The sequence below is a fragment of the Arthrobacter sp. ATA002 genome (genome assembly GCF_026898095.1).
Lineage (GTDB): Bacteria > Actinomycetota > Actinomycetes > Actinomycetales > Micrococcaceae > Arthrobacter_B.
Genome location: NZ_CP114015.1, coordinates 2,541,754 through 2,557,958, shown reverse-complemented (window position 1 = coordinate 2,557,958; position 16,205 = coordinate 2,541,754). Strand labels below are relative to the sequence as shown.

Genomic DNA, 16,205 nt, shown 5'->3' with positions numbered 1-16,205 from the left:
CCCCAATGTATGAATTGATCATGCTCGCGGTTGGCCTCGTTCTTACGGTCGGCACGGGATTGTTCGTTGCCTCGGAATTCTCGCTGGTCAACCTTGACCGCAATGACCTGGAGGCACGGCAGGCTCAAGGCGAAAAGCGCCTTGCCCCCACCATCAAAGCACTCAAGATCACTTCCACTCACCTCTCAAGCGCTCAGCTGGGCATTACGCTCACGACGCTGCTGACGGGGTACACCTTTGAACCGGCGATCAGCTCCCTGCTGCGCGAGCCGATGCTGTCCCTGGGAATACCGGAAGCATTTGTGGGCGGAGCAGGTGCCGTTATTGGTATCTTCCTGGCCACGGTGTTCTCCATGATCATTGGCGAACTGGTCCCGAAAAACTTCGCGCTGGCCCTGCCGCTGGGAACCGCTAAGGTAGTGGTGCCATTCCAGACCGTGTTTACCACGGTGTTCAAACCCGTCATTCTCCTGTTCAACAACACTGCCAACGCGATTATCCGGTCCTTCGGCATCGAGCCGAAAGAAGAGCTCTCCGGAGCACGGACAGCCGAAGAGCTCAGTTCCCTCGTTCGCCGCTCCGCACTGGAAGGCGTCCTGGATCTGGACCACGCACAGCTGCTCAGCCGCACGCTGCGCTTTTCCGAACACACCGCGGCCGACGTCATGACCCCCCGGGTCCGGATGCGTTCAGTGGCGTCAACCGATACGGCGGAGCAGATCATTGAGCTGGCCATTTCGACCGGATACTCCAGGTTCCCCGTAATCGGACGCGACTCCGATGACATTCTGGGCGTTCTTCACGTCAAGCAGGCGTTTGCCGTTTCCCTCGCCGAGCGCGGCAGCGTCACGGCAGCCGACCTCAAAGTCGAGGCTCTCCGGGTCCCCGAGTCCATGGGCGTCGATTCCCTGCTGGGCCTCCTGCGCCAGCAGGGCCTGCAGGTCGCCGTCGTCTCCGATGAACACGGCGGAACCGCCGGAATCGTGACCCTGGAAGACCTCGTCGAGGAGATTGTCGGCGAGTTGGAGGATGAGCACGACCGTGCCCGCGTTGGCGTGGTCCGCAGCGGCCGGTCCCTGTCCTTCGATGCGTCGCTCCGCCCCGATGAGCTGCGCGAGCGCACCGGCGTCCTGGTTCCCGAGGGCGAGGAATATGACACCCTGGCAGGTTTCGTCACGGACCGTCTGGACCGCATTCCGGAACTGGGTGATGAAGTGCCCGTCAATAACGGTGTCCTGCGCGTGGAACGCGTCGTTGGCACCCATGTGGAACGGCTGCGCTACACCCCCACGGAGGGGGCGCTGCCCAGCACCCACGACCAGATTATTGACGAGCTCACGAAGGACCTGGCATGAGTGAATATCTTCCCGGAATTATCTGGCTTTTCGTCCTTTTGGCCGTCAATGCGTTCTTCGTAGGTGCGGAATTTGCCGTCATCTCAGCCCGGCGCTCTCAGATTGAGCCGAAGGCCGAAGCCGGCTCCAAGGCGGCGAAAACCACTCTGTGGGCCATGGAACACGCTACGCTGATGCTGGCCACAGCCCAGCTGGGTATCACTGTCTGCTCCCTGCTGATCCTGAACGTCTCCGAGCCTGCGATTCACCACCTGCTGGAAATCCCGCTGGGGCTTACTTCGCTCTCCGCCGAAATGATCAGCATTATCGCGTTTGCCGTGGCGCTGCTGCTGGTGACGTTCCTGCACGTGGTCATCGGTGAAATGGTGCCCAAGAACATCTCGTTCTCCGTTCCGACCCGCGCCGCACTCATTCTGGCTCCTCCGCTGGTGATGGTGGCCCGGATTTTCAAGCCGGTAATCTGGTCGCTGAACGGCATCGCCAACGGCGTGCTGCGCCTGTTCAAGGTGGAGCCCAAGGACGAAGCCACCAGCGCCTACACCATGGACGAAGTGGCGAACATCGTGGAGCAGTCCACTCGTGAGGGCATGCTCTCCGACACCAGCGGCACCCTCAGCGCCGCCTTCGAGTTCACCTCGAAGACCGTGGCTGATGTCGAGGTTCCGATTGCCAGTATGGTGCTGCTTCCGGAGTCGGCCACGCCTGCGGACATTCAGGAAGCGGTAGGCCGCCACGGATACTCCCGCTACATCCTTACCGACAAAGACGGCGTGCCCAGCGGGTATCTGCACCTGAAGGACGTCATGGACCTGACGGTGCCGGAGAAGTTCACTGCCGCCGTTCCCGCCAAGCGCATCCGCCGCCTCGCATCGGCCTTCCGGGGCAGCGAGCTGGAGGACGCCCTGGCCACCATGCGCCGCACCGGTGCCCATGTTGCCCGCGTGTTCGACGCCGAGGGCAACACCACCGGCGTCTTGTTCCTCGAGGACATCATCGAGGAACTCGTTGGTGAGGTCCAGGACGCCACCACCGTGTAACCGCGGGTTTCCTTCCCCGTCCAACCGATAACCGGGCCGATGCCGCCGGTTGCCCTTGCGGGCAGCCTGGCGGCATCAGCATCGTTAACCGAAGGTGAAGGTGTGGTTCTGAAAGTCAGACCAACGGGAGAGTCGGGTGCCCGGCGGACACTTTTCGGGCATAAAATTTCACCATGCCGGAAGCCGCAGACGTGATTGGGTCCATCCTGGAATTATTAAGCTGGATGGGGCTGGCGGCAGGCATTCCGCTGGTGCTTATCGGCCGGGCCATCAGGAGGCGCAGATGTGTATGGATCAGCACCACGGCTGAAGTCTTTGAAGCCGGAGGTTTCAAGGGACTTCGCTGGTCAGACGGCGAGAGCACTCCTCGTCTTTCCCTGCACACCGCCGAACAAACCCGCGGGCTCGAGCCGGGAACCGTCGTTGCACTGCACTATGATGCCTGTCATCCCGCTCGATGGGGTCTGGGTGAACCCCGGGAAGAAAATCCGGCCCTGGCGGTGGGCTGGACGCTGACGGCCGTCGGCGCAGCCTGCACGCTGGCTGGTTTCTTTCTAATGCTGGTCTGAGACGTGCGTGGGTTCCTGCGCGTGAACTAAACGGTCTGTAAGTTGGAGGCACCGGGCGGTAAGGTCACCGACGTGCCGGCCCGCAAGGCCCATCCGGGCATCCTGGTCACCAACCTGGATGCTTTCGCGCGGTATGTGGAAGGGCGGGGGCTGGTGCCCGAGTGGGACGACGCTTTTCCAGGCATGCGCAGGTTCTATTTGCGGGACAACAACGGCAACCGGCTCGAGTTCCTGTCACCGGCAGGCTGAGCGCGCCGCCGGGGCTTTAGCGGCACCTCTTGCGTCCGCCGCAGCCGGTCGGTTTAGTGGGCGCATGGCAAAAATCATCTACTCCGTTGCCTCCTCCCTGGACGGTTACAACTCGGATGCGCAGGGGGACTTCTCCTGGGCATTCCCCGATGAAGCAGTGGTTGCGGCGCTGACCGCTGATGCGGAATCGGTGAGCACGTATCTGCTCGGGCGCCGCATGTACGAAACGATGGCGGTGTGGGAAACGGACCCCTCAGCCGCCGAGGGGTCACCTGAATCGGAAAAGTTTGCGCAGGTTTGGCAGCGCACCGGGAAGGTCGTCTTCTCCTCCTCCCTGGATGACGTATGGACAACAAATACACGGCTGGAACCGGCCTTCACGCTGGAAGCGGTTGAGCGCGCCCGGGCGGAGGCAACGGGCGACCTCACGGTGGAAGGCCCGACGCTGGCGGCAACCGCGCTCCTGCTGGGAGTGGTCGACGTCGTCGAGCTCCTTCTCTGCCCCGCCGTTGTCGGCGGCGGCACGCGGGTTTTTCCGGACGGACTGTCGCTGAACCTGCGCCTCGTCCGCGAACGCCGCTTCGACAACGGCATGGTCCAGGCCACCTACAACGTGAACCGTTAGTCGGGCGTGCGTGCCGCAGTGCGAAAACTTACCCCGGGATCCAGTTCGCCGGCATCGACACCTCCGGCGGCAGACGCGTGGAAGCGCTGCCTCTCGCAGCGCTGACCTGCGGCTGCGTCAGGTACAGCGCCTTCGACAGGTCCGCGCCGTCGAGCCGTGTGTCCCTTAGGTCCGCGCCGAGGAGGTCGGCGCCCGAGAGGTCGCTGCAGCGCAGATCGGCGGCTATCAGGTAGGCGCCCCGGAGATCCGCTCCGCACAGCTGCCGGAACCCGAGCTTGGCACCCATCAAGTCCGCACCCGGTTGCAGAGCGGCCTCCAGATGGTCGCCGCCGGCCGCAAAGTACGGCGCCCGGACTTCTTCGCTGACGTCCATCAGCGTGATTTTCACGCGGCTGTGAAGGTCCGGAACATCCAGCGGCAACAGCGCCGGCAGTCCACCCTGGATTGCGGTCCCGATCACGTGCTTAGCCGGGCCGCCCGCCCGGCAGCATCGGGGTCAAAGGTCCGCTTTGGGCTTCCGCCAGGTGCCACAGCATTTCGTGGAGCTGCCGGACGATTCGAAAGGCGGAGAACATCTCATCTGTCGTCTCCGGGCGTTCACGCCAGCTCTTTCCGGCGAACACTCCCTGGGACACGGTTTGGCCGGCACCAAAACAGTCAAAGACGGTGCAGCCGCGGAATCCCCGCGGGACCAGGCTCTCATGGATGGTGCAGGAAAAATCGTCACCAAGGTTGCGGCAGGGGATCCGGCCGGTTTGTCGAGGGCAAAGTCTGCTGACCGCGAGAAGCCAAAGGCGGTGCAGCAGAGGGCAAAGCAGTTGGCGCAGTCCGGCCGCAGGGGATGACCGGTCCCGGGCAGGAGGGAAGGAACCGGATGCGGGGGATGGCATTGAGGACATGGGATCTTCCAGACGGTTGGGTTTCGGTATGGGCCGGGAAGGGAAACCCCGTACGGGGTTTCCCATGACGGGCACACGAAAGCACCGCTCCTGAACGGAGCGAGCCGGAAGCGCTGTCGGAACTCTGGGTCACAGAGACATAGGAAGTATCACTGGTCACAGGGTAGCGGACCCACTCCGGCCGCGGGGCCTGGCGACATGCGGTTTTTCGGCTCTGCCGTGCCGGTCCCTAGAATGGATGGGTTCCCCTGTCCCTGCTGGAAATCCGTGGAGTCTGCATTGTCCCGAGGAAAACACCATCCGCCGCGGCCCAAACCGGCCAACAGTGAGGGGATGCTGATCGCCAACGACCTGAAAAAGGAGCGCGGCTGGACGGACACGCAGATCAAGACGTTCCTGCCGGAACCGGACCAGACCGCCCGGAACCCGTTTTCCCGCAAGGCCGCTCCCATGAAGCTGTACGCCCTGGAACGGGTGGAGGCCATCGAGGTCACGGCGGAGTATCAGCGGGCCCGGAGGCATCCCGGACCCGGCAGATCGCCGCCCGCACCCGTGCGCTGGCGAAAAAGAAGGAAGCCGTCGCGGCAGCGGAAGCACTGGAGCTGAGCATCGTTCCGGAACCCTGGGAACAGATGCAGGACAAAGCCATTGCACACTTCAACGGCCGGCTCCGCCGCAGCCAGTCCCCGGCCAGCCGGAACACCTCCAAAGCCAGGCTGGACCGGCTGACGGTGAACTACCTGCGGCATCAGCAGACCTCCTACGAGGAGGAGCTGAAGGAGTTCAAGGGCGTTGTCGGGGTGGGGGAGGCCTACCTCGTCGTCCGGAACCGGATCCTGGATCTGATTGCCGACACGTATCCCCAGCTGCGCACCGAATGTGAGCGGCAGAAGTTCGACGCCCCTGAGCTTCCGGACGGCGTGCAGCTGCCGGCCGCCGTCACGCTCTAGGCGGACAGCATGCTTATCATTTAGGTGCTCCTGCACGATCTCGCTAGGCTGAAACTGATGACTACCGCTGAGCTGTCCCCGGAAACTGCCCGCACCCCAAGCACTGACCCGAGCACCAACGGCATGGTCCGCGTCCGCGGAGCGCAGGAGAACAACCTGCGGAATATCGACGTCGACATTCCACGGGACGCGATTGTCGCCTTCACGGGCGTCTCCGGCTCCGGCAAATCCTCGCTGGCCTTCGGCACCGTCTATGCCGAGGCCCAGCGGCGCTATTTCGAGTCCGTGGCTCCCTATGCCCGCCGCCTGCTCTCCCAGGGCTCCACGCCCAAAGTGGAGGAGATCACCGGGCTGCCTCCCGCCGTCGCGCTCCAGCAGCGCCGCGGTACCCCCAGCTCCCGTTCCACCGTGGGCACGCTGACGACGCTCTCAAACTCCATGCGCATGCTGTTCTCCCGCGGCGGCACCTACCCTGCGGATGCCGAGCCGGGCAGCCTGGACTCGGACGCGTTTTCGCCCAACACCGCCGCCGGCGCCTGCCGCGAATGCTCGGGGCTGGGCATCGCGCACACCGTCACCGAAGATTCGCTGGTTCCGGATCCGTCCCTGACCATCCGCGACGGTGCCATTGCCGCCTGGCCCGGCGCCTGGCAGGGCAAAAACCTGCGCGACATCCTCACCCACCTGGGTTACGACGTCGACGTGCCGTGGAAGAAGCTGCCCAAGAAGGACCGCGACTGGATCCTGTTCACCGAGGAACAGCCCGTCGTCATGATTACCCCGCAGCGAGACCGCGTGGCCAAGCCCTACAAGGGCCGGTTCTGGAGCGCCAGGTCCTACGTGCTGCATACCCTTGCGGACTCGGGCAGCGAGCAGATGCGCAAGCGCGTGCTGGAATACATGGTCTCCGGCCCGTGCCCGGTCTGCGGCGGCGCCGGACTGCGGCCCGAAGCGCTCGCCGTCACCTTCGCCGGCCGGAACATCGCCGAGTTGAACGGTGCGACCCTGGGCGAGCTGGCCGAAATTATCCGTCCGACGGCGGAGCTCAAGGCCGCGGGCACGGCGTCCCGGGCCGCGGCGTCCAACGAAGACACCGAGGTTGCCGTCACGATCACCCGCGACCTGCTGTCCCGGCTGCAGGTGCTCATTGATTTGGGGTTGGGGTACCTGAGCCTGTCCCGGGCCACGCCCACGCTGTCGCCGGGTGAAATGCAGCGGCTGCGGATTGCCACCCAGCTGCGCTCCGGGCTGTTCGGGGTCATCTACGTGCTGGACGAGCCATCGGCAGGCCTGCACCCCGCCGACGCGGAGCCGCTGCTGGCCGTGCTGCAGGAACTGAAGGACGCCGGGAACTCGGTGTTCGTCGTCGAGCACAACATGGACGTGGTGCGCAGCGCCGAGTGGGTCGTTGATGTGGGACCGCAGGCCGGCGACGGCGGCGGCACCGTGCTCTACAGCGGCCCGGTGGCCGGACTGGCCGATGTGGAAGAAAGCGCCACCCGGCCGTTCCTGTTCGGCGAGGCCGAGGGGGTCGTCCCAGCACGCCGGGCCCCGGACCGGTGGCTGAGCCTGAAAGGCATCACCCGGCACAACCTGAAAGAGCTCGACGCCGACATCCCCCTGGGCGTGCTCACCGCCGTCACCGGTGTTTCGGGTTCCGGCAAATCCACCCTGGTCAGCCAGGTGCTGGCCGAAACCGTGGGGGAGCACGTCAACGGTTGCGCCGCGGCCGCAGCGGAAGCAGCCGCCCGGGCAGATGATCCGGATGCGGAAGCGCATGGCGACGCCGATCCCGGCGCCTCGGTGCGCGACATTGCCGGGCTGGAGCACCTGGACCGCCTGGTGAAGGTGGACCAGCGTCCCATCGGCCGTACCCCGCGCTCGAACCTGGCCACTTACACCGGGCTCTTTGACGCCGTCCGCAAGCTCTACGCCGGCACCGACGAAGCCCGCGCCCGCGGCTACAACGCCGGCCGCTTCTCCTTCAACATGGCCGGCGGGCGCTGCGAAACCTGCCAGGGCGAGGGGTTCCTCGCGGTCGAACTGTTGTTCCTGCCCGGCACCTACGGCCCCTGCCCGCAGTGCCGCGGCGCGCGCTACAACGAGGAAACCCTGGAAGTTACCTACCGCGGCAAGAGCATCGCCGACGTGCTGGGCATGCGGGTGGAGTCCGCCGCCGAGTTCCTCGCCGATGTGCCCGCCGCGGCCCGCAGCCTGAACACCCTGCTCGACGTCGGCCTCGGCTATCTGCGCCTGGGCCAGCCGGCCACCGAACTCTCCGGCGGCGAAGCGCAGCGGATCAAGCTGGCCACCGAGCTGCAGCGCGCCCGGCGCGGCCACACCCTGTACCTGCTCGATGAACCGACCACGGGACTGCATCCCCAGGACGTCCGCCTGCTGCTGGCCCAGCTGAACCGGCTCGTGGACGCCGGAAACACGGTGGTGGTGGTGGAGCACTCCATGAACGTGGTGGCTTCCGCGGACTGGGTCATCGACATGGGCCCGGCCGGAGGCGACGACGGCGGCCGGATCATCTGCGCCGGCACAGCCGCTGAGGTGGCGGCCTGTGCTGCCAGCAAAACGTCGTCCTACCTCGCAGCAGCGCTGAAGGCCCTGGGCTAGGGAGCTCGGTCGAACGTCCGGCCCGGGGACACAGCGGCCGCCGGCCACGGGGAGTAACGGCCCGGCACGGGGCTTGAGGGATGCTCCGGGGTAGGCTGTGGCGTGCTTACCGACCTGCAGTTGCCTGCTGCCACCCTGATCCACGGCATCCGGCTTGCTGTGCTGGATTCCGCCGATGCCCGCGCTCTCGCAGCTGCCTACCAGCGGAACCGCGCCTATCTGGCTCCCTGGGAGCCCCTGCGGGAGGATGCCTTCTTCACCCCCGCAGGACAGCGGTTCGTCATCGAATCCAAACTGGCGCTGCACGGTGCCGGCAGCGAAGTGCCCTTTGTCCTTTTTGACGGAGAACGGATCATCGGAACCGTCACGCTGACCGGGATTGTTCGCGGTCCGTTCCTTTCAGCGAATCTCGGCTACTGGATCGACGAGCAGTACGCCGGCCGCGGAATTGGCACCGCGGCAGTTGCCGCCGTCGTCGATACGGCGCACCGGCGGCTGGGACTGCACAGAATCCAGGCGGCCACCTTGGTACACAACACCGGATCTCAGCTGGTTCTGCAGCGGTCGGGTTTTGGACGCATCGGACTGGCTCCGCAGTATCTTAAGATCGCCGGCAGCTGGCAGGACCATCTTCTTTTTCAACGGATCCTGGACGCTTCGATGTGAACCGGGCTTCGGCCGCCGTCGCGCGGAAGCTCGGGCTGACGGCCACCGGCCAGGTGGACGCGGACGGCGAGGAGCGCGGGGACAACCGCACAGCGGCACCGGGCGCTCGGCAGCAGCCGCAGCAGTCCACATGAACTGCCGACGGCAGGCGGCTGAAGCAGTACACGCGGCGCGCGTTCCCTGAAACCGCGCACGCTGGTGGGGAAACCCCGTGATCGCTAGTGTTGGGCCATGCCCGGCTTCCCCCACCTGCTCCACACCGTCCTGGACACTCCCGACGTGCGGGGACTGGCGGAGTTTTACCGCCAGCTTCTCGGACTCCGGTACCGGCAGGGGGACGAGCCCGCGGCCGGGGGCACAGCCGATGACGCCGACTGGCTGGTTCTGACCGACGCGCACGGCAACCGCATCCTTGCCTTCCAGCACGTTGACCACCTCACGCGCACCACGTGGCCGCTGCCCGACGTGCCCATGCAGATGCATCTCGACCTCACCGTTCCCGACCGGAAGGCCCTCGAAGACCAGCACTCCAGGGCCTTGTCGCTGGGGGCCGAGCTCCTCTTCGACCGCACGGACGACTCTGACGAACCGTTATACGTCTACGCCGATCCGGCCGGACATCCGTTCTGCATCTTCGTGGGCTGAAGCGCGGATTCGGACCCGGGACTTTCCGCGTCGTGTGACGCGAAACCGGTGATCTGCGGAAATTACGAATAGGTAACACCGGTTCCCTGGACCGCTCATGGGGCTGGTGTTACGCCTGGTGTCTCGGTAGCGTCCTGTGAAAACTATCCGGGGCGCCATGCCCGGAAGCACGTGGCCACCACAAGGAAGTGAGCGGCAGATGGCTGTACTGACCCGACGGCAGGTACTGGGGACCGGCCTGGGAGCCTTGGCGGGAGGAATGCTTGCCGGCTGTGCAACGCCGGGCACAGTGTCCGTTAACACGGCGCCCACCATCGCGCCGGCCGGCGGTGAGAAGATCACCTTGACCTATTGGGCGTGGCTGAAGGACCTGCAGAAGGTCCTGGACGTGTGGAACGCGGCGAACCCCAACGTGCAGGTGGAAGCGGCCTGGATTCCGGGTGGGAACTCGGGCGGATACCAGAAACTCTATTCGGCGCTGGCGGCCGGAGCGGGACCGGACATCGGGCAGATTGAGCTGCGGTCCCTGCCGGAATTCATGCTGGTCAACGGGGTGGTGGACCTGTCCCGCTACGGTGCCAACGACTACGCCTCCCGGTATGACCCCACGCTTTGGCAGCAGGTCAGCTACATGGACGGGGTGTACGGAATTCCGCAGGATTCCGGGCCGATGGCAATGTTCTACCAGCCGGAAGTCTTCCAGACCGTCGGTGCCACCGGGGCACCGGCAACGTGGCCGCAGTGGGCGGAACTGGCCGCGGAACTGCGCCGGCTGGACGTGTACATTGACTGCTTCCCGCTGGCCGACGCCTCGGTCTTCGCGGCCCTCGCCGGGCAGGCCGGTGCCCGCTGGTTTAGGGCCGAGGAGGACGGCTGGGTCATCAACATGACCGACGACGCGACCCTCATGGTGGCGGACTTCTACGACCAGGCCATCGACAAGGACCTGGTGCAAATCGGTTACGGGGCCTACACGCCGGCGTGGTTTGCGGCGGCATCGCAGGGCAGCATCGCTTCCGTGGTCACGGCAAGCTGGGGCGATGCGCTGGTGGAGGGCGTCAGCGGCGGCGCCGGGAAATGGCGCGGCGCCCCCATGCCCGTGTGGGAAGGCTCCGGCTTCGGCTCCAGCTATCTGGGCGGCTCGACGGCGGCGGTCATGTCCAGCAGCAAGCATCCCCGCGAAGCCCTCGAGTTTGCGGTCTGGATGACCACCTCCCAGGAGGGCATCGACGCCATGATCAGCAACAGCGGCATCGGCTGGTCCCCGGCCCGGGACTTCATTGGAACCTCCCGCCAGGGCGGCTCCGAGTTCTTCAGCGGCCAGGCCTACAACCGGGAAATCTTTGTTCCGGCGGCAAAGGACCAGAACCCGGACTGGTCCTGGTGGCCCACCACCCAGCAGTCCTTCAACATCCTCAGCGACGGATTCCGCCGGAAAGCCTCGGGAACCACGCTGGTGGAATCCATCGGTGAGGCCGAGCGGCAGATCATGACCGTGTTCGAAAACAAGGGACTCACCATCCGGAAGGAGCAGGCATGACCGCCACACTGGAGCCGGTGCGACCACGCAAGCCGGTGACCAAACCGTCCACGGGCAGGAACAAGGCCACCGCCCGCGCACCCTGGATGCTGCTGGCGCCCTTCCTGGCCCTGTTCATCCTGACCTTTGTCCTGCCGATTATCGTGGCCATCGGGTCCAGCTTCACCAAGGTCACCCGCAGCGGCCTCTTCGGGGAATCCGGAATCTCCAGCGGATTTGCGGGTTTCTCCAACTACGTCCAGGCACTGGAAGACGGCAACTTCACCGCCTCCATCGGCCGGATGCTCCTGTTCGGAGCGGTGCAGGTGCCGGTCATGATCGTGCTGTGCACGGCACTGGCCCTGATGCTTGAATCGGCCTCGGCGAAGTGGCCGTCCTTCTTCCGTGCGGCCTACTTCCTGCCCTACGGAGTCCCCGGCGTCATCGCGACGATCCTCTGGTCCTTCCTGTACATCCCGGGCCTGAGCCCGCTCTTTGACGCCGCAGCCCTGGTTGGGGTGACGCCGGACTTCCTGGGGCCTTCGACAGTGCTGTGGTCCATCGCGAACATTGTGCTCTGGAGTTACACCGGGTACAACATGCTCATCATCGTCGCCCAGCTCAAGGCGATTCCCGCAGAGCTGTACGAAGCGGCCCGCGTGGACGGGGCCTCGACCTGGCGGGTCGCCCGCAGCATTCAGCTGCCGCTCATCCGCCCGGCCCTGCTGCTGACCACGATCTTCTCCATCATCGGCACCCTGCAGCTGTTCGCCGAAGCGCAGGTGCTGATGACTGTCTCACCGGCTATCGACAGCCAGTACACCCCGAACCTCAGCGCCTACACGACGGCGTTCGCTTACAACGACTACAACGTCGCCGCCGCGCAGGCCGTGCTGATCGCCGTTGTCGCGTTCGCCCTCTCCTTCACCTTCCTCAAGCTGACGAACAGGAAGTCCCCATGAGTATCCGGACAGTTCCCGCAGCATCCGCAGACGACGGCGCCGGGACGTCCGAGCCCGCAGCACCGCCGCGGCGTCCCCCGGAGCGCTCAGCGCCCAAGGATTTATCCTCCGGATCCACCCGGGCTTCGAAGATTATCGTCACCTCGATCCTGGCCCTTGTTGCCATCTATTTCCTGGTCCCGGTCTACTGGGTGGTGGTTGCCTCCACCAAGTCCACCGAGGATTTGTTCGGCACGAACGGATTCTGGTTTGCTCCCACCTTTTCCCTGTGGGAGAACCTGCGGTCGGTCCTCGGCTACGACGGCGGCGTGTTTGTCCGCTGGTTCGTGAACTCCATTCTGTACGCCGGGGTCGGCGGTCTGATCGCCACGTATTTCGCTGCCGCCGGCGGCTACGCGCTGGCCATGTACGAGTTTCGGGGCAGGAACCTCGTGTTCGGAACGATTCTGGGCGGTGTCCTGGTGCCGGGCACCGCAACGGCGCTGCCGCTGTTCCTGCTGTTCAGCCAGATGGGAATCGCGAACACCTATTGGAGCGTCCTGCTTCCCTCGCTCGTGTCACCGTTTGGGCTGTTCCTGTGCCGAATCTACGCGCAGGAAACCATGAGCCGGTCGCTGCTGGAAGCGGCCCGCATCGACGGTGCCAGCGAGTTGCGGATTTTCCACACCATCGGCCTGCGGCTGCTCACGCCGGCGCTCGTGACAGTGTTCCTCTTCCAGCTGGTGGGCATCTGGAACAACTACTTCCTGCCCCTGGTCATGCTCTCCGACACGAGCCTGTTCCCAATCACGCTGGGCCTGAACAACTGGCTGAGCCAGGTGGACCGGCTGCCTGAATTCTACGAACTCACCACCGGCGGTGTTTTACTCTCCGTCATCCCCCTGGCAATAGCCATGATCATCCTGCAGCGCTTCTGGCGCGGCGGACTTACGGAAGGATCCGTCAAGGCATGACCTCCCCAGCGGCAGAACACGCTTCCTATCTCATCGACCGCCGTCCGGGAGCGGGCCGCCGGGCGCCCGCGCGCTCCCGGCTGCGCTCGGATGCGCCGGAACTCTCCCTCAACGGCGGCTGGCGCTTCCGGCTGCTGTCCGGCGCGCCGGGGACTCCGGGCAGCGCCGGTGTCCTGCCCGCGGGCGAAGGAGCTGACGACGTTGGGCTGGAGGGCTTTGACGACTCCTCCTGGGATACGCTTCCGGTGCCCTCCCACTGGGTGCTTCAGGGTGACGGACGCTATGGGCGGCCAATCTACACCAACGTGCAGTACCCCTTTCCGGTTCAGCCGCCGTTTGTACCCGACGACAATCCCACGGGTGACTACCGGCGGACGTTTGAGCTGCCCGGGGAATGGGCGGACGCTGCGGCCGTGCTGCTGCGCTTTGACGGCGTGGAGTCCATGTACCGAGTCTGGGTGAACGGCACCGAAATCGGTATCGGCACGGGAAGCCGCCTGGCACAGGAATTCGACGTTACGGCTGCTCTCCGGCCCGGCCGCAACCTGATCGCGGTGCGGGTCCACCAATGGTCCGCGGGAAGCTATCTGGAAGACCAGGACCAGTGGTGGCTTCCGGGAATCTTCCGGGACGTCACGTTGCTGGCACGCCCCGCCGGCGGCATCGACGACGTCTGGCTGCAGACATCCTACCTCGGGGAGGACGCCGGTGCCGGTGACGGAGCCTACGGGACTGGACAAGTGGTACCCGAAATCCGGGCCGGCGAGGACGCTTTTCCCCTTACCCTCACGGTGCCCGAACTGGACGTGGACGTTACGTGGAACACGCCGGCCGACGTCGGGCCCGTCACGGTGCCCCGGGTGGAGCCCTGGTCTGCCGACCGGCCGCGGCTTTACGACGCCACGGTCGCCAACGCGGCAGAAACCCTCGCGCTGCGGATTGGCTTCCGGACCGTCGAAATACGCGGCGGCCGGTTCCTGGTGAACGGAAAGCGGGTGGTCTTCCACGGCGTCAACCGCCACGAAGCGAACCCGGACCTCGGGCGTGTCTTCGACGAAGAGTTTGTCCGCGCCGATCTGGCGATGATGAAGCAGTTCAACGTCAATGCCTTCCGCACCAGCCACTATCCTCCGCATCCCCGGGTGCTGGAACTGGCGGATGAACTCGGGTTCTGGGTGATCCTGGAGAACGACCTGGAGACCCACGGGTTCGAGGCGCACGGCTGGACGGGCAACCCCAGCGACGATCCCGACTGGCGTGACGCATGCCTGGACCGCATGGAGCGCACAGTGGAACGGGACAAGAACCACCCATGCATCATCATGTGGTCGCTCGGCAATGAGTCGGGAACCGGGGCCAACCTCGCAGCTATGGCGGCGTGGGTCCATGCCCGGGACACCGGACGGCCGGTGCACTATGAAGGCGATTATGCCGGTGCGTATACCGATGTCTACTCACGCATGTACTCCTCGGTCCCCGAAACCGAGTCCATCGGCAGGGATGACTCGCATGCCCTCCTGCTCGGCTGTTCGGCCGCCGAATCGGCGCGCCAGCGGACCAAGCCGTTTATCCTCTGCGAATACGTGCACGCCATGGGCAACGGTCCCGGCGCCATTGACCAGTACGAGGACCTGGTGGACCGCTACCCGCGCCTGCACGGGGGATTTGTCTGGGAATGGCGGGACCACGGAATACGCACCAACACCGCGGAAGGAACCGAGTACTTTGCCTACGGCGGTGATTTCGGGAAACGGTTCACGACGGCAACTTCATCACGGACGGCATGGTGCTCTCCGACTCCACTCCGAGCCCGGGCCTGCACGAGTTCAAGCAGGTCGTTGCGCCGGTCCGCATCACCTTGCAGGGGTCGGACGGCAAACCCTCAGCCAGCCTCATGAACCTCCGGCACAGCTCCGACACATCGGACCTCCTCTTCCGCTGGCACGCGGAGCAGGACGGGCACCGGATCGACTCCGGCGAGTTCGACGTCGTGGGGGCATCCGGCGGTGCGCTCGCCCCGGGGGAGACTGCAGTGGTGTCCCTGCCGCATATTCCCGGAGGGTCCGGCGGCGAACTGTGGCTGACCGTGGAAGCGGTACTGCGCGCTGATACAGCCTGGGCGGAGGCAGGGCACAGGCTGTCGGCGGTTCAGCTGGACCTGACCGAACGGAATGCTGCCCTTCGCCCCCGGACCGTTGTGAGGGCCACGGCAGGCAATACCCCCGGCGGCAGGATCGTCCTGGGACCGGCTGAATTCCGGCACGGACGCCTTGCCGCACTGAACGGCATGCCCGCGGACGGACCACGGCTGGAACTCTTCCGTGCGCCCACGGACAATGACCGCGGTGCCAGCAGGGGCTCCTACGACGGCTCCGATCCGGACGAGAACAACGGCAACGGGGTTCCCGCGCCTCCGGCAGCCGAAACCTGGCGGCTGGCGGGCCTGGACCGGTTGGTTGCCCGCGTGGAGTCAGTCACCTGCGGCGCGGACTGGCTGCGGCGGCGGACCCGGTGGGCTGCGGCGGAACAGCGCAATGCGGTTCACCTGGACGAGCTGTGGCTGCTCGACGGTTCAGAGGTGATGCTGCGCCTGGACCTGCTGCCGACGTCGGGCTGGGACCTGGTGTGGCCCCGTGCGGGAGTGCGCTTTGACCTGCCGGGAACCGTCGACGGCGCTGCCTGGTTCGGTGCCGGTCCGTTGCCCTCGTACCCGGACAGCCTTAACGCGGCCCTGGTGGGGCGGTACGCGGCCGGCATCGACGAGCTCGCCGTGGAGTACGCCAGGCCGCAGGAGAGCGCCCACCGCAGCGGATTGCGGGAACTGACGCTGCTCGAAGGACCGCACCCCCGGCTGCAGATTATGGCACTGGCCGATGAGCGGGGCCGGCGCCCCGGTTTCACGCTCTCCCGCCATACCGCCCAGCAGCTGGCCGCTGCGGCGCACCCGCACGAGTTACCGCCGTCGGAGCGGTCCTACCTCTACCTGGATGCGGCGCAGCACGGGCTGGGATCCCGGGCCTGCGGGCCCGACGTCTGGCCGGATTTCATCCTGAAACCGCAGGCCCGTAGTCTGCAGCTGAGGTTCGGTGCTCCGGCGTAAGCAAGGCGCCGGCATCCCGCCCGGCGCCATGCCCGCACCCACGAGGAGAACACT

16 protein-coding genes and 1 pseudogene are annotated in these 16,205 nt (G+C 65.6%); 16 read left to right on the top strand and 1 reads right to left on the bottom strand.

Annotated features, from left to right (window positions below):
• Positions 1–5: 5 nt before the first annotated feature.
• The 5 genes from OL239_RS12790 (at position 6) to OL239_RS12770 (ending at position 3,835) form a co-directional block, all read left to right on the top strand.
• Positions 6–1,355 carry a hemolysin family protein gene (locus tag OL239_RS12790; RefSeq protein WP_268909273.1) on the top strand — a complete coding sequence of 450 codons (1,350 nt, stop codon included), beginning with the start codon at positions 6–8 and terminating at the stop codon, positions 1,353–1,355.
• Complete coding sequence (locus OL239_RS12785; RefSeq protein ID WP_268909272.1) at positions 1,352–2,392, top strand: hemolysin family protein; 1,041 nt, start codon at positions 1,352–1,354, stop codon at positions 2,390–2,392. Before OL239_RS12790 ends, OL239_RS12785 begins: the two co-directional genes overlap by 4 nt.
• Before the next feature lie 173 nt (positions 2,393–2,565).
• Complete coding sequence (locus OL239_RS12780) at positions 2,566–2,961, top strand: hypothetical protein (protein ID WP_268909271.1); 396 nt, start codon at positions 2,566–2,568, stop codon at positions 2,959–2,961.
• Positions 2,962–3,003: 42 nt separating this feature from the next.
• Entirely contained in the window at positions 3,004–3,210 is a 207-nt protein-coding gene (locus tag OL239_RS12775) for a VOC family protein (protein WP_268909270.1), read from the top strand.
• A gap of 64 nt (positions 3,211–3,274) precedes the next feature.
• On the top strand, positions 3,275–3,835 hold the full coding sequence (locus OL239_RS12770) for a dihydrofolate reductase family protein (protein ID WP_268909269.1): 561 nt from the start codon (positions 3,275–3,277) through the stop codon (positions 3,833–3,835).
• A 28-nt stretch (positions 3,836–3,863) separates the two neighbouring features.
• On the opposite strand, the gene OL239_RS12765 is transcribed toward OL239_RS12770, so the two are convergent.
• Positions 3,864–4,295, bottom strand: a complete 432-nt coding sequence (locus OL239_RS12765) for a pentapeptide repeat-containing protein (protein WP_268909268.1) — start codon at positions 4,293–4,295, stop codon at positions 3,864–3,866.
• 49 nt (positions 4,296–4,344) lie between these two features.
• Here OL239_RS12765 and OL239_RS12760 point away from each other — a divergent pair, with 49 nt between their 5' ends.
• The 11 genes and pseudogenes from OL239_RS12760 (at position 4,345) to OL239_RS12710 (ending at position 16,151) form a co-directional block, all read left to right on the top strand.
• Positions 4,345–4,680, top strand: a complete 336-nt coding sequence (locus OL239_RS12760; protein ID WP_268909267.1) for a hypothetical protein — start codon at positions 4,345–4,347, stop codon at positions 4,678–4,680.
• A gap of 321 nt (positions 4,681–5,001) precedes the next feature.
• Positions 5,002–5,340 (top strand): hypothetical protein, encoded by a 339-nt coding sequence (locus tag OL239_RS12755; RefSeq protein ID WP_268909266.1) that lies wholly within the window; start codon positions 5,002–5,004, stop codon positions 5,338–5,340.
• 26 nt (positions 5,341–5,366) lie between these two features.
• A complete protein-coding gene (locus OL239_RS12750; RefSeq protein WP_268909265.1) occupies positions 5,367–5,684 on the top strand; it encodes a hypothetical protein in 318 nt (105 codons plus the stop codon).
• Between the two features lie 123 nt (positions 5,685–5,807).
• Positions 5,808–8,306, top strand: a complete 2,499-nt coding sequence (uvrA, locus tag OL239_RS12745; RefSeq protein ID WP_442864304.1) for an excinuclease ABC subunit UvrA — start codon at positions 5,808–5,810, stop codon at positions 8,304–8,306.
• Between the two features lie 120 nt (positions 8,307–8,426).
• On the top strand, positions 8,427–8,972 hold the full coding sequence (locus tag OL239_RS12740; RefSeq protein ID WP_442864303.1) for a GNAT family N-acetyltransferase: 546 nt from the start codon (positions 8,427–8,429) through the stop codon (positions 8,970–8,972).
• A complete protein-coding gene (locus tag OL239_RS12735) occupies positions 8,969–9,106 on the top strand; it encodes a hypothetical protein (RefSeq protein ID WP_268909262.1) in 138 nt (45 codons plus the stop codon). Before OL239_RS12740 ends, OL239_RS12735 begins: the two co-directional genes overlap by 4 nt.
• A 97-nt stretch (positions 9,107–9,203) precedes the next feature.
• On the top strand, positions 9,204–9,617 hold the full coding sequence (locus OL239_RS12730; protein ID WP_268909261.1) for a VOC family protein: 414 nt from the start codon (positions 9,204–9,206) through the stop codon (positions 9,615–9,617).
• Positions 9,618–9,816: 199 nt separating this feature from the next.
• On the top strand, positions 9,817–11,157 hold the full coding sequence (locus tag OL239_RS12725) for an ABC transporter substrate-binding protein (RefSeq protein ID WP_268909260.1): 1,341 nt from the start codon (positions 9,817–9,819) through the stop codon (positions 11,155–11,157).
• A complete protein-coding gene (locus tag OL239_RS12720) occupies positions 11,154–12,098 on the top strand; it encodes a carbohydrate ABC transporter permease (RefSeq protein WP_268909259.1) in 945 nt (314 codons plus the stop codon). Before OL239_RS12725 ends, OL239_RS12720 begins: the two co-directional genes overlap by 4 nt.
• Positions 12,095–13,051, top strand: a complete 957-nt coding sequence (locus tag OL239_RS12715; RefSeq protein ID WP_268909258.1) for a carbohydrate ABC transporter permease — start codon at positions 12,095–12,097, stop codon at positions 13,049–13,051. The genes OL239_RS12720 and OL239_RS12715 overlap by 4 nt, the downstream gene beginning before the upstream one ends.
• Positions 13,048–16,151: pseudogene (locus OL239_RS12710) on the top strand (glycoside hydrolase family 2 TIM barrel-domain containing protein). Before OL239_RS12715 ends, OL239_RS12710 begins: the two are co-directional and overlap by 4 nt.
• The last annotated feature ends 54 nt before the right edge of the window (positions 16,152–16,205 follow it).